This window comes from Acidiphilium sp. MT5, from assembly GCF_054767495.1.
Genome location: NZ_BAABMR010000005.1, coordinates 73,035 through 92,232, shown reverse-complemented (window position 1 = coordinate 92,232; position 19,198 = coordinate 73,035). Strand labels below are relative to the sequence as shown.

The following is a 19,198-nucleotide window of genomic DNA, read 5'->3' as shown; positions in this document are numbered from 1 at the left end:
GGCAACCCTGCGCCGCGCCCAATCAGCCCTGGCGGGCTTTCATCCGGGGGTTCTTCTTATTGATCACATAGACCCGGCCATGACGGCGCACGACGCGGCAATTTTTGTCGCGGGTCTTGGCAGAACGGAGCGAATTACGGATCTTCATGATGTTCAGTCTCGTTGAGGGCGGGTGAAGTTCGCCGCTGTATGGAAAGCCTTCGCGCCGATGTCAACATCGCCCCCGCCACAAACCTCCAGCACCTTGACGCGGTGGCCGGATTGACGTGCGCGAAAAGCAATCGCATGGAGTGTCGCGACCGGGCTTTCGCACCCTAGCTTCACCGAGACCCACCGGCAAACAGATAGGCACAGGCATCCTGATGGCAATCAATGACACGACAAAGCGGGTTCGGGTGTCTTCGGGTCGAATCGGCCTGCTGCTCACCGCGTTCATGATGCTCGGACTGATCGGTGTGTTCGCCACCTATGCCGCACCAATCCCCGCCATGCGCGGGCTGCTGATCCAAACCGCCTTGCTCAAAGCCATCGCCGCCCAAAACCCCGCCCAAATCCAAAGTGCGATGCAACAAGCCAAGCCCATGCTCGGCATCAGCGCGCTCCAACAATTCGCCACCCTAAAACCCACCGCCCAAGGGGCGCTCGCCACCGCCATTCTGCTACAGCATGACAGCGCTGCGGGCAGTCGGCTGATTTCCTACCGGCTCCGGCTGGAAATCATCGTGATCGGCGTCGTCGCCGCCCTGTTCGGCGTGGCGCTTCTGGGCATTGGCGATGCCTCACCGCCGCCCGTCTCGCCCGCGCCCCAAACCCCCGGCGATGACCAACCAGGGATCATGCAATCATGAGCCGAATCGCTTACGTCAATGGCCGCTACCTCGCCCATCATACCGCCATGGTCTCGATTGAGGATCGCGGCTACCAATTCGGCGATGGCGTCTATGAAGTCGTGCCAATCCATCGCGGTGCCTTCATCGATGCGGATCTGCATCTCGCCCGCCTCGCCCGCAGCCTGCGCGAGCTCGAAATCCCGGCCCCGATGGGGGATGCCGCCTTGCGCAGCGTCCTGATGATGGTCGCGCGCCGCAACCGGGTGCGCGAGGGGATCGTCTATTTGCAAATCACCCGGGGCGTCGCCCGGCGCGATCATGCTTTTCCCGCCCGCGTGATCCCCTCCATGGTGGTCACCGCCCGTCACGGCCCGCCCATACCCACCGATATCGATGGCTGGGCCGCGAGCGTGATCACCGTGCCCGATATTCGCTGGGGCCGCTGCGACATCAAATCGGTCAATCTACTCCCCAACGTGCTGGCCAAACAGCAAGCGCGCAGGGCAGGGGTCTATGAGGCGATTTTGATCGACCCGAATAATCAGGTGATGGAAGGCTCCAGCACCAATGTCTGGATCGTCGATCATGAGGGTGTGCTGCGCACCCGCAGGCTCGATCATCACATCCTGCCCGGCTGCACCCGCGCCGCCCTCGCCACCCTCCTCGCCGAAAACGCCATCCCATTCCGCGATGACGGGTTCGATCTCGACACGCTGCGCCGCGCCCGCGAAGTGTTTCTCACCAGCGCGACCTCGCTGGTCAAACCGATCATCGCCATCGATGGCCAGCCGATCGGCAATGGCGTTGTCGGCAGCACAACCGCCCAATTATTCGGATTATTTGTCGCGCACGCGCGCGCCCAAACAGACCAGCACGCGCGCGCCCAGGCAGAGCAGGAGGTGGCTTAATGAGCGACAACATGACCTATCGTCGGGTATTGCTGAAAGTATCGGGCGAGGCGCTGATGGGCAGCCGCGATTACGGGCTGGATAATGAAACCGTCAGCAATATTGCCCAAGACGTCAAAGACGTGGTGGCGATGGGCGCGCAAGTATGCCTCGTTATCGGCGGCGGCAATATTTTTCGCGGCGTCTCCGGTGCCGCCGCCGGCATGGACCGCGCCCAGGCCGATTACATGGGCATGCTCGCCACGGTGATGAACGCGCTGGCAATGCAATCGGCTTTGGAAAAATGCGGCGTGGAAACCCGCGTGCAATCCGCCATCCCGATGTCCGCCGTCTGCGAGCCTTATATTCGCCGCCGCGCTGAGCGCCATATGGAAAAGGGCAGGGTGGTGATTTTCGCCGCCGGCACCGGTAACCCGTTTTTTACCACCGATACCGCCGCCGCCTTGCGCGCCACCGAAATGAAGTGCGATGCGCTGCTCAAAGGCACCCAGGTCGATGGCGTCTATTCCGCCGACCCGCGCAAAGTCGCAGGCGCTGAGCGCTATCACGAATTGACCTATCATGACGTGCTCGCCCGCGATCTCGCGGTCATGGATGCCGCCGCCATCAGCATCGCCCGCGAAAACGCCCTGCCGATCATCGTCTTCAACATCCGCGCCCCCGGCGCGTTCGCCAGCGTGGTGCGCGGCGAAGGCCTGTTCACCTGCATCATGGAACGCTGATAAGAGGAGTTTTCGACCATGGACGCCGATCTGCAATCACTCACCGATGATCTCTCGCGCCGGATGGATGGCGCAATGGAAACCCTCAAGCGCGAATTTAGCGGTTTGCGCACGGGCCGCGCCAACCCCGCCTTGCTGGAGCCGGTGCGCGTCGAGGCCTACGGCCAGACCATGCCGCTCAACCAGGTCGCCACCATCGCCGTGCCGGAGCCGCGCCTGCTCAGCGTCCAGGTCTGGGATCGCTCGATGGTCAATTCGGTGGTCGCCGCGATCCGCGATTGCGGTCTCGGTCTCAACCCGCAGCCCGATGGTCAAATGATCCGCGTGCCGCTGCCCATCCTCACCGAAGAGCGCCGCAACGACCTCGCAAAAACCGCCGGCAAATACGCCGAAGGCGCGCGCGTCGCCGTGCGTGCCGTCCGGCGCGATGGCATGGAACAAATCAAAGCTATGGAGAAAAAACACAGTATCGGCGAAGATGTCGGTCGCGATTGGGCCGAGCAGGTGCAAAAACTCACCGACGCGACGATCAAACGCATCGATGAGCTGCTGGCGGAAAAAGAAAAAGATATTCGTCAGGTCTAACCCGGCCCGCCGATCTTTTTCCCTCATCATCCACGCATGAACCCATCCCCCCCACCAGCCGCACCGCCACGCCATGTCGCCATCATTATGGATGGCAATGGCCGCTGGGCGGCGCGCCGTGGCCTGCCGCGCGCCGCCGGCCATCGCGAAGGCGGCAAAGCCGTCCGCCGCACCATCGAGGCGGCGATTGAGCATGGTGTGGAATGGCTCACCTTGTTCGCCTTTTCCTCGGAAAATTGGCGTCGCCCGCAAACCGAAGTCACCGATCTCACCCGCTTGCTGCGCCGCTATTTGCGCAGCGAATTGAGAGAGCTGGAACAAGGCGGGATCAGGCTGCGGGTGATTGGCGAGCGTGATCGCTTCGGCCCCACCCTGCGCGCCGAACTCGCCGCCGCCGAAGAGCGCACCAAAAATAACCAAAAATTCAATCTGGTCATCGCCCTGTCCTATGGCGCGCGCGCCGAACTCCTCGCCGCCGCCCGCACCATCGCCCAACAAGCCCAATCCGGCCAGCTCGACCCCGCCACCCTCGATGAAGCCGGTTTCGCGCGCTACCTCGCCACCGCCGACATGCCCGATCCTGACTTGCTGATCCGCACCAGCGGCGAACAACGCCTGTCCAATTTCCTGCTCTGGCAGGCCGCCTATGCCGAGTTGAGTTTCGTCGATGTGCTCTGGCCGGATTTCGGGGCCACGCATCTCGCCGCCGCCCTCGCCGATTACGCCCGTCGTGACCGCCGCTTCGGCGTCCGCCCGGATGAAACGAATCCTGGCCGCGCCGCCGCGCAGAAACGGGCGGGCGCGTGACCAACGCCGCGCCCACCCGGGCAAAATGGCATGATCTCGCACTCCGCTCGGCCTCGGCCCTGGTGCTCGGTGCCATCGCTCTCACCGCCTTGCTCGCTGGCGGCTGGCTCTGGACGCTGCTGGTGCTCGCCTTCACCGCCATGCTCACCGGCGAATGGCTATCTCTCGCCCGCCGCGTTCCCGCCGCCCACCAAGCGCGGTTTCTAGCCCTCGGCGTGCCCTATATCGCGCTCCCCGCCGCCGCCCTGCTCTGGTTGCGCAACCTCCCCGGCACCGGTCGCGATGACGTTTTGCTCCTGTTGATGATCGTCTGGTCCACCGATATCGGCGCCTATCTCACCGGGCGCTGGATCGGCGGACCCAAACTCGCCCCAAAAATCTCGCCCGGTAAAACCATCAGCGGCGCCCTTGGTGGCCTACTCGCCGCCATCCTCGCCGCCCTGTTTTTCGCCCGCCTGGTCGCGGGCCCTCCGCCCACCGTGGCGGCGCTGGTGGTGATGGCCCTCATCGCCGCCCTGCTCAGCATGGTCTCAGCCCTGGGCGATTTGGTGGAAAGTGCTTTGAAACGCTGGCTCGGCGTCAAAGATTCCGGCCGCTCCATTCCCGGCCATGGCGGCGCGTTTGACCGGCTGGACGGTCTTTTATTCGCAGCCCCCTTGGCCGCCTTGCTCGTCTGGGTTGGCGCGGGGTTCACCCATGGGTTAGGGATAACTTTATGACTATAAAAACCGTCACCATCATGGGCTGCACCGGCAGCATCGGCACCCAAACGATCGATCTGCTGATGGCCAACCCGGATCGCTATCAAACCCACGCTTTGATCGCGGGCAGCAACGTCCAACGCCTGGCCGAACAGGCGCTTGCGCTCCGCCCCGCCATCGCCGTGATCGCCGATCACGCCCAACTCCCCGCCTTGCGCGCCGCTCTCGCCGGCACCGCCATCCGCGCCGAGGGCGGTCGTGCTGCGGTGATCGCCGCCGCCGCCGAAAAAGTCGATTGGACCATGGCCGCGATCACCGGCACCATTGGTCTCGAACCCACCTTGGCTGCCATCAGCCATGGCGGCGCCATCGCCCTCGCCAACAAAGAGGCCTTGGTCTCGGCGGGCGATGTCATGCTCCGCGCCGTGCGCGACGCGCGCGCCACCTTGCTGCCGGTCGATTCCGAACATAACGCGATTTTCCAAGCCCTCGCCGATGGCAACCGCACCGCCCTGGAAAAAATCATCCTCACCGCCTCCGGTGGCCCGTTCCGCCTCGCCAGCAGCGCCGAAATGCAAGCCGCCACCCCCGAACGCGCCCTGCGCCACCCGGTCTGGTCGATGGGTGCAAAAATCTCAATCGACTCCGCAACCTTGTTTAACAAAGGCCTTGAAGTCATTGAAGCCGCTCGATTATTCTCTCTCCAGCCCGATGAAATCGAAGTGCTGGTCCACCCACAATCGGTGATTCACGGCATGGTCTGCTACCGCGATGGCAGCGTCCTCGCCCAAATGGGCGCGCCCGACATGCGCATCCCCATCGCCCATACCCTGGCTTGGCCCGCCCGCCTCACCACCAGCTCGCCCCGCCTCGACCTCGCCTCAATCAGCAAACTGGAATTTTATCCCCCTGACCTTGAACGATTTCCAGCACTCCGCCTCGCCCGCGAAGTGCTGATCGCGGGCGGCGGTGCTTCCTGCGTGCTCAACGCCGCCAATGAAATCGCCGTCGCCGCCTTCCTCGAACGCCGCCTTGGCTTTCTCGACATTGCCCGCCTGGTTGAAACCGTGCTGGACCGGCTCGGCGCCCCGCCCGTGCCCGATCTCGCCGCCGTCCTCGCGCTGGATGCCGAAGCCCGCCGCGTGGCAGCCGAGTCACTTCCGGTCTTGGCATAAACCTGTCCTCGCATCACCCAGACCTGACATATCCATGCCACCATCCCATATGATCGCCATGCTCGGTGATCTCCACACACTCCTCGCCTTCATCATCGTGCTCGGGATTCTGGTCTCGGTGCATGAATTCGGCCATTACGCCGTGGCCCGCTGGCGCGGTGTGCATGTCGAAACCTTCTCGGTCGGCTTCGGCCCGGCGCTGTTCTCGCGCACCGACCGGCACGGCACGGTCTGGAAACTCTCAATCATCCCGTTGGGCGGCTATGTCCGCCTGCAAGGCTGGGCCGAGCTGGGCGGCGAAACCACCGGCGAAGACGCCCCCGGCAGCTTTCGCACTAAATCGCTCGCCGCCCGCGCCCTCATCATCGCTGCCGGCCCGTTCGCCAATTTCGTCCTCGCCCTCCTGATCCTCATCGCCGTCACCGCGACACTCGGTCGCGAAACCGTCCTGCCGGTGATCACCGGCGTGATCGCCCAATCCCCCGCCGCCCAAGCCGGCCTGCAACCGGGCGAGACAATCGTCTCAGTCAACGGCACCAAAGTCAGCAATTTCATCGCCCTGCACCGGCTGGTCGCCCCCTTTCCTGGCCAATCACTCACCTTCGTGCTGCAAAATCACGGCCAAACCCACAAAGTCGCCCTGATCCCCGCCCGCAAAATCGTCGGCGGCCACGCCATCGGCGAAATCGGCATCATCGGCGGCAAAATCGCCCGCCAACCCGTCTCCCTGCCCCACGCCATCATCATCGGTGCCGAACAAACCTACGGCCTCACCGCCGCGACCCTGCACGGGCTCTGGCGCCTCGTCGCCTATCAGCGCGGCGTCCAAGACCTCGGCGGCCCGGTCAAAATCGCCGAACTCTCCGGCCAAGCCGCCTCCCAAGGGGCGGGCGATTTCTTCACCTTCATCGCCATCCTCTCCGTCAATCTCGGCCTGCTCAACCTTGTCCCGATCCCCATCCTCGATGGCGGCCACTTGCTCTATTACGCCTACGAGGCCATCCGCCGCCGCCCGCTGCCGCGCAGCGTGCAAGAACTCGGCCTCGGCCTCGGCGCGATGATCCTGCTCACCCTGATTCTCGCCGTCTCCTGGCATGATTTGCACATCCCATCGCCCGTCACCTGGCTATCCCACGCCCTCGGCTAATTATCCCACCAATCTTAAAATTAAATTACGTATCGCGCCGCTTGCATGGCTCACAATGTCCCGGCACGATTGCCAAATGAGCGAAATTCGCCCATGCGAACGGCCATACCAACTCATCATCCGCGACAGGGAGACCCGAAATGCGCGTTTACTACGACACCGATGCCGATGTTAATCTGATCAAAGCCAAAAAAGTCGTCGTCGTCGGCTATGGCAGCCAAGGTCACGCCCACGCCCTCAATCTCAAAGAATCCGGCGTCAAAGACCTCGTCGTCGCCCTGCGCAAAGGCTCAACCGCCATCGCCAAAGCCGAAGCCGCCGGCCTCAAAGTCATGGACCCCTCCGAAGCCGCCCGCTGGGCCGATGTCGTGATGATCCTCACCCCCGATGAAGGCCAGGGCGAGCTGTACCGCGATCACCTCGCCGCCAACCTCAAGCCCGGCGCCGCCATCGCCTTCGCCCACGGCCTGAACATCCATTTCAGCCTGATCGAGCCCCGCGCCGACATCGACGTGTTCATGATCGCCCCCAAAGGCCCCGGCCACACCGTCCGCAGCGAATATCAGCGCGGCGGCGGCGTCCCCTGCCTCGTCGCCGTCGCCCAAAACCCCTCCGGTAACGCGCTCGACATCGCCCTGTCCTACGCCTCCGCCATCGGCGGTGGTCGCGCCGGCATCATCGAAACCAGCTTCAAAGAAGAATGCGAGACCGACCTGTTCGGCGAACAATCCGTCCTCTGCGGCGGCCTCGTCGAACTGATCAAAGCCGGCTTCGAAACCCTGGTCGAAGCGGGCTACGCCCCCGAAATGGCCTATTTCGAATGCCTCCACGAGGTCAAACTGATCGTCGACCTCATCTACGAAGGCGGCATCGCCAACATGAACTACTCCATCAGCAACACCGCCGAATACGGCGAATACGTCACCGGCCCGCGCATCGTCACCGCCGAAACCAAAGCCGAAATGAAGCGCGTGCTCGATGACATCCAAAAAGGCCGCTTCACCCGCGATTGGATGCTGGAAAATCGCGTCAACCAAACCAATTTCAAAGCCATGCGCCGCGCTAACGCCGAACACCCGATCGAACAGGTCGGAGCGAAACTCCGGGCCATGATGCCCTGGATCCGCGAACGCGCCCTCGTCGATAAAGCCCGTAACTAACCCGGCCCGCCGGAACCAACTTTTGAGGAACGCATCATGAAAATCGCCAGAGACGTCACCGAATTAGTCGGCCACACCCCCCTCGTGCGCATCAACCGCATGACGGCGGGCCTGCCCGGCTCGATCGTGGCGAAACTGGAGTTTTTCAACCCCGCCAATTCGGTCAAAGACCGGATTGGCGTGGCGATGCTCGAAGTCGCCGAACGCGAAGGCATGATCGCCCACGGCAGCATCATCGTCGAACCCACCTCCGGTAACACCGGCATCGCCCTCGCCATGATCTGCGCCGCCAAAGGCTATGGCTGCATCATCACCATGCCCGATTCCGTCAGCCGCGAACGCCGCGCCGTCATCCGCGCCTACGGGGCCGAAGTGATTCTCACCCCCGGCGCCGAAGGCATCGCCGGCGCCATCCGCAAAGCCGAAGAAATCGTCGCCCGCGGCTCGCAATATTTCATGCCCCAACAATTCGAAAACCGCGCCAACCCCGCCGTCCACCGCCGCACCACCGCCGAAGAAATCTGGGCCGACACCGAAGGCAAAGTCGACATGCTCGTCTGCGGCGTCGGCACCGGCGGCACCCTCACCGGCATCGGCACCCTGATCAAATCACGCAACAAAAACTTCCGCTGCATCGCCGTCGAGCCCGATGCCTCGCCCGTCCTCTCCGGCGGCCAACCCGGCCCGCACATGATCCAAGGCCTCGGCGCCGGCTTCGTCCCCGAAATCCTCGACACCAAACTGATCGACGAAGTCATCCGCGTCACCAACCAAGACGCCCTCGACACCGCCCGCCGCGCCGCCCGCCAGGAAGGCCTGCTCGTCGGCATCTCCTCCGGCGCCGCCCTCTGGGCCGCCCTCGAAGTCGCCAAACGCCCAACCTCCTTCGGCAAACTCATCGTCACCATCATCCCCTCCTACGGCGAACGCTACCTCTCCACCCCCCTGTTCGACGGCCTCACCGATTGATCGTAACGCTCACCCACACGGTGATCGCCTTTATCACCACCCTCGGCTACACAGGCATCGCAGCCCTCATGGCCATCGAATCCGCCTGCGTGCCCATCCCCTCCGAACTCATCATGCCCCTCGGCGGCTACCTCGTCTCCACCCACCGCCTCACCCTCCTCGGCGTCACCCTCGCCGGCGCCCTCGGCTGCAATCTCGGCTCCACCGCCGCCTACCTCGTCGGCGCCACCGGCGGTCGCCGCTTCATTCTCCGCTACGGACGCTACCTCCTGATCAGCCAAACCGAACTCACCCGCATCGAAACCACCTTCGCCCGCTATGGCGCCATCACCGTCCTCCTCGGACGCCTGCTCCCCATCGTCCGCACCTACATCTCGCTCCCCGCCGGCATCGCCCGCATGAATTTCTGGAAATTCCAACTCTACAGCCTCATCGGCTCCATCCCCTGGTGTTTTGCACTCGCCTACGCCGGCCTCCGCGCCGGCACCGCCTGGAATTCCGCGCCGCTCCTGCACTCAACCCTTCACCTCATTACGCTCCTCACCGCAATGTCGCTCCTCCTCGCCGCGACGTGGTACGGGCTGCATCGCTGGCGCACGCGCGACATTGAACTCGAATAATCATAAAATTCGCCCCGCAAGCATGACATTGGGTCAACGTGCATCGGCCCAACGCACCGATCCTGCCGCCAAGGGCCGGATTAATCTGGCCTATTGCCAGCAAGCGATTGCATCTCCGTTTTGCTTGCCTCTAAAATCGTCACTGAGCCGATTTTCATCAATATTTTTTTGAGGTTGCCTGCGTCCAATGACCCAAAGCCAACAACCCGTCGTGCGGTTAGATTATCATCCCTATCAGACCGAAGCCCATGCGGCGATCCATATTCGCCAGTTCATGTATTCCACCTATGGTGCCGACGCGTTTAATCACGGAGCCGTGTTCCAGGACATGTCAGGCCAGAGCAAACTCCTGTTTCCACCCACCTATGATGCCAACGGTTTCGGTCGCGTGCTGATCATCCAATCACACGGCCCCGTCCCGCCAAGACATAACCCCCTTCAAGGCGTCACCCTCGGCAAACGCGAGTCAATTGAGGAGGCGTTATGGCGATCTGTCGTCAGCAACCTTGAGATAAAACGCCACTCTTTGGCCGAACGTATTTTGGTGGCTGGGGCGTATCCCGGAATCGCCGCATGGCACGTCGTGCATGAATTTATCGCCGAACACCCGGTTTTATTCGACACGGTTGCAATCGGTCTCGATGTTTTTGGGGTGGTTTCGGATGGACTTCTAACAATTGGATTTACAGCTGGAGTTTTCGGCCTGTCCCCTACCGTTGTAGGGAGCGCGCTCAGTGGCGCCGCTGCAACAACCACAGCCGCTGGTGCCGTTGGATCTGCATCGCTGTTATTCGCCGATGGTCTAGATTGGTATTACCGCGTATTTGGGACGTCGCAGCAGGTTTCGGCCTGGGAGAAATCACCCAAGTACAATGCTATCGAGACATTTGGTCCGTTGGCAACATTGACCGACCCGCTCCGCGAAGGCTTGGGGGTTATGCGAGCAGAAAAAGCAGTTCCTGCTTTGACCAATGACTTAAATGCTGCCAAGAGCGAATTGACAAAGTCTCACGCGAATATGAGAATGTTACCAGAATCTGCGCCGGCTCGGCGCCTTGCGTCAGGCACTGGCACGGCAGATGATGTCACAGTCGTAAAGAAAGAGCTTGTAGAGAAACGCGAGGCCGTGAAGTCCGCCGCAGGAAGGGTCAAACACGCACACGATATGTTGGAAAAGGAGCAGGACAAGATTAACGAATATTTCGCTGTTGATCATTTTGCGATGTCTCATTACCGGGCTGCACTTCTCACCGCTGTTCCAGGCGCTGCACTATATGGCCTTAACCCCGATCCGATTAAAAACACATATCAGGATTTTGCTGCGCCCGCGCTAGCGCAAATCATGGCGGAGCATCCGGGTGCAAGGCCGATTCAGGGCACGCGACTTCAAAACCTGATGCCGCTCCACCCCACGAACTTAGGTCGAGGTCCCAACTATCTCACAATCAAGCACGCCGTCATATCGGCGCCAAAAAAGGGAAAAAAATAATGGAAACGGCGAAAGAGGTATTTTTCCGGGCAGTCTCCCGGCCCAGTGACCGAACATGTCGACCGCCGCAACGGGGCGGTAAATGGATTATTGCTGGATATATGATATCTCATTTATTTGGCCTGTCATTTCTCATTGTATTATATACATATTTATTTACGAATCAAAAAAATTTACTGCATTATTTATTTACAATTCCAGGCGCGGTGATAAATTTTATCCTGGTGATAAGTTTTGTTGGAATTGCAAAATTAGTTGGAACCAAAAGGGTATTATTTATTTCTTTATTCTTTATGTATGACATAATTGTATCGATAATTTTTCTGGTTGTATGGTTCTATACTGTTTATCTATTTATAATATCGTTCTCTGCTACCAGCGGTAGAGCTTTTAATGTAGCGGCGTCCACATTTATGTATGCGCTGTTAGGCTTGTTCTTTTTCTGGGTAGTCCCCGTTGGTCTCTATTTCCTGGTCACCACACCCTGGTGGCAACCTTGGGCCAAAAAGGAACAATGGTATAACCCAGACGATGATAAAGCAGCGCACCCTGATCGCCGATGACCCTTGTCGCCTGACCCCCAAAAATCTACCGATGCCCTCCCACCAACGCGGCGAACGGCCCACTCCAGCCATGTCAAATTCCCAACTACCTCACGATCAAGCACGCCGTCATATCGGCGCCAAAACGGGGAAAATAATAATGGAAACGGCGAAAGAGGTATTTTTCCGGGCAGTCTCCCGGCCCAGTGACCGAACATGTCGACCGCCGCAACGGGGCGGTAAATGGATTATTGCTGGATATATGATATCTCATTTATTTGGCCTGTCATTTCTCATTGTATTATATACATATTTATTTACGAATCAAAAAAATTTACTGCATTATTTATTTACAATTCCAGGCGCGGCGATAAGTTTTATCCTGGTGATAAGTTTTGTTGGAATTGCAAAATTAGTTGGAACCAAAAGGGTATTATTTATTTCTTTATTCTTTATGTATGACATAATAATTTCGATCTTATTCTTATTAGAGTGGTCTTACGCAACTTATTTGTTTATCTCAACTTTTCTTTCATCAAACGACCGGAAATTTGAGATTGCATCAGCAACAATGGGATTTTCTATGTTAGGCTTGTTCTTTTTCTGGGTAGTCCCCGTTGGTCTCTATTTCCTGGTCACCACTCCCTGGTGGCAACCTTGGGCCAAAAAAGAAAAATGGTATAACCCAGACGATGATAAAGCAGCGCACCCTGATCGCCGATGACCCTTGTCGCCTGACCCCCAAAAATCTACCGATGCCCACCCACCAACGCGGCGAACGGCCCACCCGAGCCACGTCAAATTCCGAATCATTTCACGATCAAGCCCGCAATCATATCGGCACCAACACCCGCCAAGCCACACCAAAGCGGCACACGTGCCCCAACCCAGCGCCAACCCGTCGCCCGATACCACCAAAATCCCCTTGCGCACCCCAAGCCCCCTATGGCAAACATCAAACCACGCGCGGCGCACACACCGTCAACTTCAAAATCAGTTTCCCTTTTTGCTCCGCTCTGACGCCCAAAAGGATGCAGATAATGATCGGCTCTCGGTTCAGCTCATCCAAACAAACGCCTCTCGCTCCAAACGCCTCGCGGCATCTGAGCAAGACCATGCGTGCCATATCTTCCTTGCCGATCGCGTCACATCACAAAATCGGAGTCGGCGATGAAACAATCTGCCGCCATTTTATCTGAACTTGCACTGAGTTGGGCAATCGTCATACCCGCAATTTGGCTGAGTTTCCCTCTAGCGCATGCGCTCCAACCCTACCCAAAACTGCATTTTCTGATGTGGATAACCGGCTTGTTCTTTATCGTGCTCCTCCACTACACCGATAAAATCACCTATCGTTATTTCGGCACCAACCAAAGAATTTTGAGAATACGAAGGTCAGACATTTATCGTGATTTCAACAATAATTGGCAAATACCGATACGGCGCGCATTGCTTAAGGCCTCCAGTTACTTTTCGGGCGGCGGTTTGATGAGCTTTTTGGCGATGATCTATGGGCTTTATCCGTTCAACAATAGAGGTGGACACGCATTTTCAACCTTCTCAGGCGTTTTGTTCGTAATCAGCACAATCAGCGTTGGATTTTTTTTGGTCTTCGTTATCTGGTTTCTCGTCTGGCCGTTAATCAAATATGGCTATCACGATCTCAGTTCCGGGAACCTGACATAACCGCACGTATCACGCTGCAAACCCCACCCCATAATCTCCACACCGTCAAACAGCCGGGCCACACATCCCCATGCCTCCGCCACCCAAATCAAATGTGCCAATCCCGCCCCGCACCAACGCGCGTGATCCGCACCCCCCGACGCCAATACGCCCCGCGCGCTCAACCGATTATGACATCATCTGCACCCTGATCGCCGAGCTTGATCGCCATCACCGCGAGTCCCGCCCGGATATTTTTCGCGAACCAATCGGCCCCACCCGTGACCGCACCAGCATCGATCAATTAATCGCCGGACCCAACAGCACCATCCTGGTCGCCGACCACCCCGATCACGGCATCATCGGCCTGATCATCCTCATCGCCAAATCAATCCCCGCAACCATTGTTAGCGACGCACGCCGCATCGTCGAACTCGATCAGTTGATCGTCGCCACCGCCCATCGCCGCCAAGCCATCGCCCAAGCCCTGATCCACGCCGCAACAGCCTGGGCCGCTCAGCACGCAATCGACAATATCGAAGTCACCGCCTGGTCCTTCAATCGCGGCGCCATCGCCCTCTATCGAAAACTCGGCTTCCAGCCAAAAATTGAACGGTTCGCCCTGTCGCTCCCCGCCGATCCATCCCCATCATAAATCCCCCACTACAAATCACCCAAAAATTCCCTTGCGCACCCACCGCCCCCTATGGCAAAAATAACGCCATGCCAGGAGCGAATAACATCCCCGCGCCGCTGACCGATCGCCTGACGGTGATCCTGACACTCCTGCGCCATTTCATCGCTGCACAGAGCCATTGCCAGCGCGCCAACCCAGTTTTGGTCCGCCTGTTCTGGAGCCGCATCAGCTTCTGCCTCAACCGGTTCCGCGCCCTCGTCGCCAACCCGCCCAAACCACGCCGCACTCCGCGACATCGCCCCACATCCCTTAACCCAAAGCCGCGCACCCAACCCATTACCCAACCCATTAACCATTCAGCGGGCCAACCTCCCATCACCCTGCCGCGCGGGCGCGGCGCATTGTTGCGCCTGCTCCCCAGCTACCAAATACGCGGCGTCGCCTCGCAACTTCGCCATCTGCTCAGCGAGGCGGACATGATCGCCCTGGTCAGCGAAATCCCACAGCTTAGCCGCACCCTGCGCCCGCTCTGCCACATGCTCGGGATTCGGCTCCCGCCCCATCTGCGCCCACCACCGCGACCATATCCAGCCTATCGCAAACCGCGTGCCAAACCGCGTGCCAAACCGCGCTCAAAATTCCGCGCCCACCCACCTGCCAACCCACCCCCCAAACGCCCAAAATCCGCCTGGGCCGCAGCACCCTCTAACCAGCCGCTGCCCAAATTATCCGCACTACAATCGCAGCACCTGTCCAATCCTCTCTACCCCGATATTCTTAATTTCGGGTAAATTACACGGCACAAACTTGCGCCCTAATCGTTACGAAATCATAATTAAATGACGGCGCCAACGCTAAAATTTGCCCAACCGCTCAAATCATGGTCCATTTGCCCGGAGAAATCGTCCCCGCCCGGAGCCCAAGGAGCAAAAATGAAACTATACACCGCACCCCGCGCCCCCAATCCGCGCCGCGTGCATATGTTCATCGCTGAGAAAAAAATCACCGGCATTGAAGAAATCCCGATCGATCTCAACAGTCTCGAACATAAAACCGAGCAATTCCGCGCCCGCAGCCCCATGGCCCGCGTGCCGATCCTGGAATTGGATGATGGCCGCAATCTCGGCGAAACCCGCGCCATCTGCAGCTATCTCGAAGGCTTGGTCCCCGAGCCGAACCTCATGGGCCATGACGCCACCGAGCGCGCTTTCATCGAAATGACCGATCGCCGCATCGAATTTCACCTCCTCGCCCCGGTCGCGAACTGGATCCGCCACTGCCATCCCGGCTTGGCCACCCTCGAAGTGCCGCAATTTCCCGATTTCGGCCAAAAACAATCCGAAAAACTCGCCGAAATCCTGAGTTGGTTGAACGCAACGCTCGCGGAGCAGCCCTATATTTTCGGCGAAAATTTCACCATCGCGGACATCACCGCCTTCTGCGGCATCGAATTCGCCAAACTCATGAAATTCCGCCCCGGCGAAGCCGGCTACCCCCACCTCCAAGCCTGGCGCGAGCGCGTCGCCGAGCGCCCCAGCGCTGCGATGTAATCAAAGCCCGATCAACGCCTCGATCTCCACCGCCGCATCGAGGGGGAGAGAAGGGACACCCACGGTCGAGCGGGCATGGCGCCCCCGCTCGCCAAAAATCTCCACCGCCAAATCCGAAGCCCCGTTCATCACCTTGGCATGATCGGTAAAATCCGCCGTCGCCGCAATAAACCCGCCCAGCCGGATAATCCGCGCCACCGCCAGCAGCCCGCCCGGCAACGCCGCCTCTAACTGCGCCAACACATTGATCAAACAAAGCCGCGCCGCATGCTGCCCCGCCGCCACATCAACGCCAGCGCCCAATTTACCCGTCACCGCCAGCGCGCCCGCCGCCATCGGCAACTGCCCGCTCACCACCGCCAACCCCCCATGCACCACCACCGGCACATAGGTCGCCACCGGCGCCGCCGGTTTCGGGAGCACAATTCCAAGTTCAGCCAGCCGCGCATGCACCGACATCGATCAACTCACCAATTTCAAATGGGCACGAACCCGGCGTGGCCGCGCCGGCTCAGCCGCCGGCCGGTCCTCCGGCAAATCCAGCGGCAAGGAGGGCGCATCCGGCGTCTCGGCGGCCTCAATCGGATCGGCAATTTCTTGCCGCCCCAAATAATTGGCCCCCAAATGCTTGCACACATAATCCACCGGCGAGGCGGCCACCCGCACCGCCGGATCACCCTCCACCGCACCCGCAGCCCCGAAATGATTATCCGCCAACGCATCCAAATACGCTGCCAGCGGCACATCATGCTGCAAGCCAACATTCAGCGCGATCGCGAAACTATCGGCAAAGCCACGCACCGCCGCACTCTCTTTAGGCAGCGAAATAAAAACCTCGCCCAACCGCCCATCCGGATACTCCCCGGTGCGCAAAAAAACCCGGTGCCCGCCAATGCTCGCCTTCTGCGTATAGCCCGACCGCCGGGCCGGCAACACCTCGCGCCGCGCCTGCGCCCCGCGCGCCACCCCACCCGCCTGCATCGGGGTCGTGCCCGGCAGCGCGCCAAAATACGGCGTCAACGCCTCTTCCATCGCCCGCACCGATGCCGCATCGGCAACCCCGAACGGATCATGCCCCGCCAAACTCTGCGCCAGCGCCGCCTCCGCACTCAGCCCGCGCGCCGCCAGCCGCGCCCGCGCCCAGCGCGCCAAACGCCCATCGCCATCCAGCGCACTCAGCGGTGCCGCCACCCCGATGGTCTCAACCCCCAATAAACGCTCCACCGCCGCAGCAGGCTTGATCCCCAAAACCCGCCGAGGCCGCGCCAAACCCGCCGCCACCAGCCGCGCCAACGCCCGATCCGCATGCGCCGCTAACAATTGGGCAACCGCCCCAGCCTGCGCCCGCGCGGCCTCCGCGCCATAATCCAAATCCATCTGTGCGAGGAACAGCGCCAAATCCGCCACCCCCACCGCCAATTCCACCGCGTGCGGCGCACTCAACGCCAAAGCCAGCACCGCCGCCTCAGCCACCGCGCCGAAACGCGGTGCGTCAAACCCGCCCTCATCATCGATAAATTGCGGCAAATTCAGCACAAAGCCCGGCACCGCCTCCGGCTCACCCCGCCACACGCCAGCGCTCGGCGCGCCACAACGATCACGCAAAGCCGCATGCAGCACCGCCGCATCCAGCCCAACATGCGCGCCTTGCGCCATCAGCGGCGCAATCCAGCCCATCGCCGCCTCAATCACCCGAACTGGCTTTGCCCCTCTCGGCGGACAAAGCTCCAACAGCCCCGCCGCACAGCGATCCGGCCAGCTCGCCGGGATCACCGCCCGCGCCAATCCGGGTCCATCCTCACTCGCCTCAAGCGTCAATGTCGCCAAGCGAACACCATGCCAGGGTGCGGGAACCTGACGGCGGGAGGCAGGGGACGTGTTTTTCATGGGCACATGATAGCGCGACTCGAAATCGGCTGCCAGAGGGAAACGCTGCATCTTGTGGTGATTTTAGCCACCGACCACAAAATGTCCGAAATTGCCCTCGCAGACCTGTGTGCAGTGCGGCATAGACCGCGTGCGCACCGCGCTGTATAAAGCGCCCATGGCAGATATCGTCGCGGCGACCCAACCCGGTCAAAAACCCTCTCTCGCCGATCTGGGCGGGCTGAAGGCCCTGTTCGTCAATCCCGGCCTGGTGCTCGGCACGCTGCGCCATGGGCTCGGCGTGGGCTCTGACCAATTGGGCAATCGTTATTTCGAAGAACGCCGTCCCACCCGCCCCGATGGCCGCAAGCGCCGCTGGGTCGTCTATGCCAATCGCGCCCGCGATGCATCGCTGGTCCCACCCGAATGGCATGCCTGGCTGCATTTTTTGACCGATGCCCCGCTGCCCATGGCCGCGCGTCGGCCCTGGCAAGCGCCTTATCAACCTAATCTGACCGGCACCCAAGGCGCTTACCGCCCGCCCGGCCATGACTACGTGGCGGCGGGCCACGCGGCCGCCAAGCCATCGTATCAGCCCTGGACGCCGGAATGACGGTGCGCGCCGTGCCCCGTCGCCTCATTCTCACTGCTGGAACCCGATAAAAATCATGCGTAGTCGAACGACCGAAATCATCGCCGGCCTCGTGGTCATTGCCGCTGCTGCCGGTTTCTTGATCTTTGCCTTTACCCGTAGCGGCGCCACCACCGTCTCCGGCTACACCCTCTCAGCCCAGTTTGGCGGGGTCGGTGCGCTGGAAGTCGGCTCGCCGGTGAAAATCGCGGGCGTGACGGTGGGGCATGTGAGCACCATCACCCTCAACCCGGCGACCTATGCCGCCGTGGTGAAATTCTCGGTTGATCCTACAGTGCAACTGCCCAAGGACAGCTCCGCGGCGATCGAGAGCGCGTCTTTGCTCGGGAGTGATTATTTGTCGGTTTCACCCGGCGGCTCGAACACCATGCTCAAGCCGGGGCAGGCGATCACCGTCACCCAGTCGGCGATCAATATCGAATCCTTGCTCGGTAAATTTGTGTTCAGCGCGGCCAATCTCGCCGGGTCAGCCGGTAAATCCGGTTCCGCACCCGCCAAACCTGCCAATGCTCTACCCTCTGGGTTGAAGCCGTGACGTTGGCCGCGACACGCATCAGCATGTTGGGCGCGATTATGGTCGGTCTGATCGCGCTGGCCCCCCATGGCCGAGCGCAGTCCAGCGATCCCTATCAAGTCGTGGTGCCACCAGCCCCACCGGTGGCCGCGGCGCCCAATGCGCCATTGCCGCCTCCGAACATCGTAGCCCCAGCCGCACCGCCGCCAGGGCTGGTTCCGGCGCAACCGCCCATCGCCGCACCATCGGGCGCTCCGGCTTCACCATCGACGAGCAGTGATCAAGCCGGATTGCCGCCGGCGGCCAATATTTGGCACGCTCGCCCCGTCGCGGTGTTGGCCGCGCTGAACCAAGAAGATGGCGCGGTGAGCCGCCTCAACGTCAAAGTCGGCTCCAGCTTCACCCGCGATTCGCTCCAGGTTGCCGTCAAAGCCTGCGTGGTGCGCCCGAAAGGGGCGATCCCGGATGCGGCGGTATTTTTGACCGTGATGGCACCCGACGGATCAAACCAAACCAAAACTTTGTTCAATGGCTGGTTGGTTCGCTCCGAGCCGGGGGCGGCAGTGGTCGCCAATGGCACGATTTCCTTTCAAGTTTTGGGGTGCAAAGCGCAATAGCAGGCGGCCAAACCCGATTTGGCCATCTTGTTGACGTATTTG

The 19,198-nt window shown here is 60.6% G+C and carries 24 protein-coding genes; 21 read left to right on the top strand and 3 right to left on the bottom strand.

The annotated features are described in order from the left end of the window. Positions 1-22: 22 nt before the first annotated feature. The gene (gene ykgO / locus ACYUCQ_RS07175; RefSeq protein ID WP_235704685.1) at positions 23-148 is read right to left on the bottom strand and encodes a type B 50S ribosomal protein L36; all 126 of its coding nucleotides are present in this window, start codon (positions 146-148) and stop codon (positions 23-25) included. 214 nt (positions 149-362) lie between these two features. On the opposite strand from ykgO, the gene ACYUCQ_RS07170 reads away from it, so the two are divergent. The 18 genes from ACYUCQ_RS07170 (at position 363) to ACYUCQ_RS07085 (ending at position 15,507) form a co-directional block, all read left to right on the top strand. Continuing rightward, complete coding sequence (locus tag ACYUCQ_RS07170; protein WP_460253835.1) at positions 363-848, top strand: hypothetical protein; 486 nt, start codon at positions 363-365, stop codon at positions 846-848. Further along, entirely contained in the window at positions 845-1,738 is an 894-nt protein-coding gene (locus tag ACYUCQ_RS07165; RefSeq protein WP_460253834.1) for a D-amino-acid transaminase, read from the top strand. The genes ACYUCQ_RS07170 and ACYUCQ_RS07165 overlap by 4 nt, the downstream gene beginning before the upstream one ends. Then, on the top strand, positions 1,738-2,460 hold the full coding sequence (gene pyrH, locus ACYUCQ_RS07160; protein ID WP_460253833.1) for a UMP kinase: 723 nt from the start codon (positions 1,738-1,740) through the stop codon (positions 2,458-2,460). Before ACYUCQ_RS07165 ends, pyrH begins: the two co-directional genes overlap by 1 nt. Positions 2,461-2,478: 18 nt before the next feature. After that, positions 2,479-3,045: a ribosome recycling factor gene (gene frr, locus ACYUCQ_RS07155; RefSeq protein ID WP_460253832.1), complete on the top strand. Its 567-nt coding sequence runs from the start codon at positions 2,479-2,481 to the stop codon at positions 3,043-3,045. A 36-nt stretch (positions 3,046-3,081) separates the two neighbouring features. Beyond that, positions 3,082-3,852: a polyprenyl diphosphate synthase gene (gene uppS, locus ACYUCQ_RS07150; RefSeq protein ID WP_460253831.1), complete on the top strand. Its 771-nt coding sequence runs from the start codon at positions 3,082-3,084 to the stop codon at positions 3,850-3,852. Then, on the top strand, positions 3,849-4,571 hold the full coding sequence (locus ACYUCQ_RS07145; RefSeq protein ID WP_460253830.1) for a phosphatidate cytidylyltransferase: 723 nt from the start codon (positions 3,849-3,851) through the stop codon (positions 4,569-4,571). The genes uppS and ACYUCQ_RS07145 overlap by 4 nt, the downstream gene beginning before the upstream one ends. Next, on the top strand, positions 4,568-5,728 hold the full coding sequence (gene dxr, locus ACYUCQ_RS07140; protein ID WP_460253829.1) for a 1-deoxy-D-xylulose-5-phosphate reductoisomerase: 1,161 nt from the start codon (positions 4,568-4,570) through the stop codon (positions 5,726-5,728). Before ACYUCQ_RS07145 ends, dxr begins: the two co-directional genes overlap by 4 nt. A gap of 58 nt (positions 5,729-5,786) precedes the next feature. Beyond that, a complete protein-coding gene (gene rseP, locus ACYUCQ_RS07135; RefSeq protein ID WP_460253828.1) occupies positions 5,787-6,875 on the top strand; it encodes an RIP metalloprotease RseP in 1,089 nt (362 codons plus the stop codon). A gap of 140 nt (positions 6,876-7,015) precedes the next feature. Next, positions 7,016-8,035 carry a ketol-acid reductoisomerase gene (gene ilvC, locus ACYUCQ_RS07130; protein ID WP_460253827.1) on the top strand — a complete coding sequence of 340 codons (1,020 nt, stop codon included), beginning with the start codon at positions 7,016-7,018 and terminating at the stop codon, positions 8,033-8,035. Between the two features lie 36 nt (positions 8,036-8,071). Then, the gene (cysK, locus tag ACYUCQ_RS07125) at positions 8,072-9,004 is read left to right on the top strand and encodes a cysteine synthase A (protein WP_460253826.1); all 933 of its coding nucleotides are present in this window, start codon (positions 8,072-8,074) and stop codon (positions 9,002-9,004) included. Next, positions 9,001-9,624 (top strand): DedA family protein, encoded by a 624-nt coding sequence (locus ACYUCQ_RS07120; protein ID WP_460253825.1) that lies wholly within the window; start codon positions 9,001-9,003, stop codon positions 9,622-9,624. Before cysK ends, ACYUCQ_RS07120 begins: the two co-directional genes overlap by 4 nt. Positions 9,625-9,811: 187 nt before the next feature. Next, on the top strand, positions 9,812-11,113 hold the full coding sequence (locus ACYUCQ_RS07115) for a hypothetical protein (RefSeq protein ID WP_460253824.1): 1,302 nt from the start codon (positions 9,812-9,814) through the stop codon (positions 11,111-11,113). Beyond that, positions 11,113-11,676, top strand: a complete 564-nt coding sequence (locus ACYUCQ_RS07110; RefSeq protein WP_460253823.1) for a hypothetical protein — start codon at positions 11,113-11,115, stop codon at positions 11,674-11,676. Before ACYUCQ_RS07115 ends, ACYUCQ_RS07110 begins: the two co-directional genes overlap by 1 nt. Continuing rightward, a complete protein-coding gene (locus ACYUCQ_RS07105; RefSeq protein ID WP_460253822.1) occupies positions 11,645-12,379 on the top strand; it encodes a hypothetical protein in 735 nt (244 codons plus the stop codon). Before ACYUCQ_RS07110 ends, ACYUCQ_RS07105 begins: the two co-directional genes overlap by 32 nt. A gap of 446 nt (positions 12,380-12,825) precedes the next feature. Beyond that, positions 12,826-13,341 carry a hypothetical protein gene (locus ACYUCQ_RS07100; RefSeq protein WP_460253821.1) on the top strand — a complete coding sequence of 172 codons (516 nt, stop codon included), beginning with the start codon at positions 12,826-12,828 and terminating at the stop codon, positions 13,339-13,341. 94 nt (positions 13,342-13,435) lie between these two features. Further along, positions 13,436-13,975: a GNAT family N-acetyltransferase gene (locus ACYUCQ_RS07095; protein ID WP_460253820.1), complete on the top strand. Its 540-nt coding sequence runs from the start codon at positions 13,436-13,438 to the stop codon at positions 13,973-13,975. A gap of 68 nt (positions 13,976-14,043) precedes the next feature. Beyond that, complete coding sequence (locus ACYUCQ_RS07090; protein ID WP_460253819.1) at positions 14,044-14,748, top strand: hypothetical protein; 705 nt, start codon at positions 14,044-14,046, stop codon at positions 14,746-14,748. A 141-nt stretch (positions 14,749-14,889) separates the two neighbouring features. After that, entirely contained in the window at positions 14,890-15,507 is a 618-nt protein-coding gene (locus ACYUCQ_RS07085) for a glutathione S-transferase family protein (RefSeq protein WP_460253818.1), read from the top strand. On the opposite strand, the gene ACYUCQ_RS07080 is transcribed toward ACYUCQ_RS07085, so the two are convergent. Both ACYUCQ_RS07080 and ACYUCQ_RS07075 read right to left on the bottom strand, forming a co-directional pair. Continuing rightward, positions 15,508-15,966 carry a RidA family protein gene (locus tag ACYUCQ_RS07080; RefSeq protein WP_460253817.1) on the bottom strand — a complete coding sequence of 153 codons (459 nt, stop codon included), beginning with the start codon at positions 15,964-15,966 and terminating at the stop codon, positions 15,508-15,510. It lies immediately after the preceding gene. 3 nt (positions 15,967-15,969) lie between these two features. Further along, the gene (locus tag ACYUCQ_RS07075) at positions 15,970-17,394 is read right to left on the bottom strand and encodes a TSCPD domain-containing protein (RefSeq protein ID WP_460253816.1); all 1,425 of its coding nucleotides are present in this window, start codon (positions 17,392-17,394) and stop codon (positions 15,970-15,972) included. 157 nt (positions 17,395-17,551) lie between these two features. On the opposite strand from ACYUCQ_RS07075, the gene ACYUCQ_RS07070 reads away from it, so the two are divergent. From ACYUCQ_RS07070 to ACYUCQ_RS07060, 3 genes are read left to right on the top strand one after another with little or no spacing between them, the layout of a single operon-like run. Beyond that, positions 17,552-17,986, top strand: a complete 435-nt coding sequence (locus ACYUCQ_RS07070) for an NADH-ubiquinone oxidoreductase subunit NDUFA12 family protein (RefSeq protein WP_460253815.1) — start codon at positions 17,552-17,554, stop codon at positions 17,984-17,986. A 55-nt stretch (positions 17,987-18,041) separates the two neighbouring features. Continuing rightward, the gene (gene mlaD, locus ACYUCQ_RS07065) at positions 18,042-18,560 is read left to right on the top strand and encodes an outer membrane lipid asymmetry maintenance protein MlaD (protein WP_460253814.1); all 519 of its coding nucleotides are present in this window, start codon (positions 18,042-18,044) and stop codon (positions 18,558-18,560) included. A gap of 38 nt (positions 18,561-18,598) precedes the next feature. After that, entirely contained in the window at positions 18,599-19,156 is a 558-nt protein-coding gene (locus ACYUCQ_RS07060) for a DUF2155 domain-containing protein (RefSeq protein WP_460253813.1), read from the top strand. The last annotated feature ends 42 nt before the right edge of the window (positions 19,157-19,198 follow it).

Coding starts and splice junctions, on each gene's coding strand:
- ACYUCQ_RS07090 (WP_460253819.1), top strand. CDS start 14,044: ATGCCAGGAGCGAATAACATCCCCGCGCCGCTGACCGATCGCCTGACG.
- ACYUCQ_RS07060 (WP_460253813.1), top strand. CDS start 18,599: ATGGTCGGTCTGATCGCGCTGGCCCCCCATGGCCGAGCGCAGTCCAGC.
- ykgO (WP_235704685.1), bottom strand. CDS start 148: ATGAAGATCCGTAATTCGCTCCGTTCTGCCAAGACCCGCGACAAAAAT.
- mlaD (WP_460253814.1), top strand. CDS start 18,042: ATGCGTAGTCGAACGACCGAAATCATCGCCGGCCTCGTGGTCATTGCC.
- rseP (WP_460253828.1), top strand. CDS start 5,787: ATGCTCGGTGATCTCCACACACTCCTCGCCTTCATCATCGTGCTCGGG.
- ACYUCQ_RS07070 (WP_460253815.1), top strand. CDS start 17,552: ATGGCAGATATCGTCGCGGCGACCCAACCCGGTCAAAAACCCTCTCTC.
- ACYUCQ_RS07080 (WP_460253817.1), bottom strand. CDS start 15,966: ATGTCGGTGCATGCGCGGCTGGCTGAACTTGGAATTGTGCTCCCGAAA.
- ACYUCQ_RS07100 (WP_460253821.1), top strand. CDS start 12,826: ATGAAACAATCTGCCGCCATTTTATCTGAACTTGCACTGAGTTGGGCA.
- ACYUCQ_RS07105 (WP_460253822.1), top strand. CDS start 11,645: ATGATAAAGCAGCGCACCCTGATCGCCGATGACCCTTGTCGCCTGACC.
- dxr (WP_460253829.1), top strand. CDS start 4,568: ATGACTATAAAAACCGTCACCATCATGGGCTGCACCGGCAGCATCGGC.
- ACYUCQ_RS07110 (WP_460253823.1), top strand. CDS start 11,113: ATGGAAACGGCGAAAGAGGTATTTTTCCGGGCAGTCTCCCGGCCCAGT.
- ACYUCQ_RS07075 (WP_460253816.1), bottom strand. CDS start 17,394: ATGAAAAACACGTCCCCTGCCTCCCGCCGTCAGGTTCCCGCACCCTGG.
- frr (WP_460253832.1), top strand. CDS start 2,479: ATGGACGCCGATCTGCAATCACTCACCGATGATCTCTCGCGCCGGATG.
- ACYUCQ_RS07165 (WP_460253834.1), top strand. CDS start 845: ATGAGCCGAATCGCTTACGTCAATGGCCGCTACCTCGCCCATCATACC.
- ACYUCQ_RS07085 (WP_460253818.1), top strand. CDS start 14,890: ATGAAACTATACACCGCACCCCGCGCCCCCAATCCGCGCCGCGTGCAT.
- pyrH (WP_460253833.1), top strand. CDS start 1,738: ATGAGCGACAACATGACCTATCGTCGGGTATTGCTGAAAGTATCGGGC.
- cysK (WP_460253826.1), top strand. CDS start 8,072: ATGAAAATCGCCAGAGACGTCACCGAATTAGTCGGCCACACCCCCCTC.
- uppS (WP_460253831.1), top strand. CDS start 3,082: ATGAACCCATCCCCCCCACCAGCCGCACCGCCACGCCATGTCGCCATC.
- ilvC (WP_460253827.1), top strand. CDS start 7,016: ATGCGCGTTTACTACGACACCGATGCCGATGTTAATCTGATCAAAGCC.
- ACYUCQ_RS07115 (WP_460253824.1), top strand. CDS start 9,812: ATGACCCAAAGCCAACAACCCGTCGTGCGGTTAGATTATCATCCCTAT.
- ACYUCQ_RS07170 (WP_460253835.1), top strand. CDS start 363: ATGGCAATCAATGACACGACAAAGCGGGTTCGGGTGTCTTCGGGTCGA.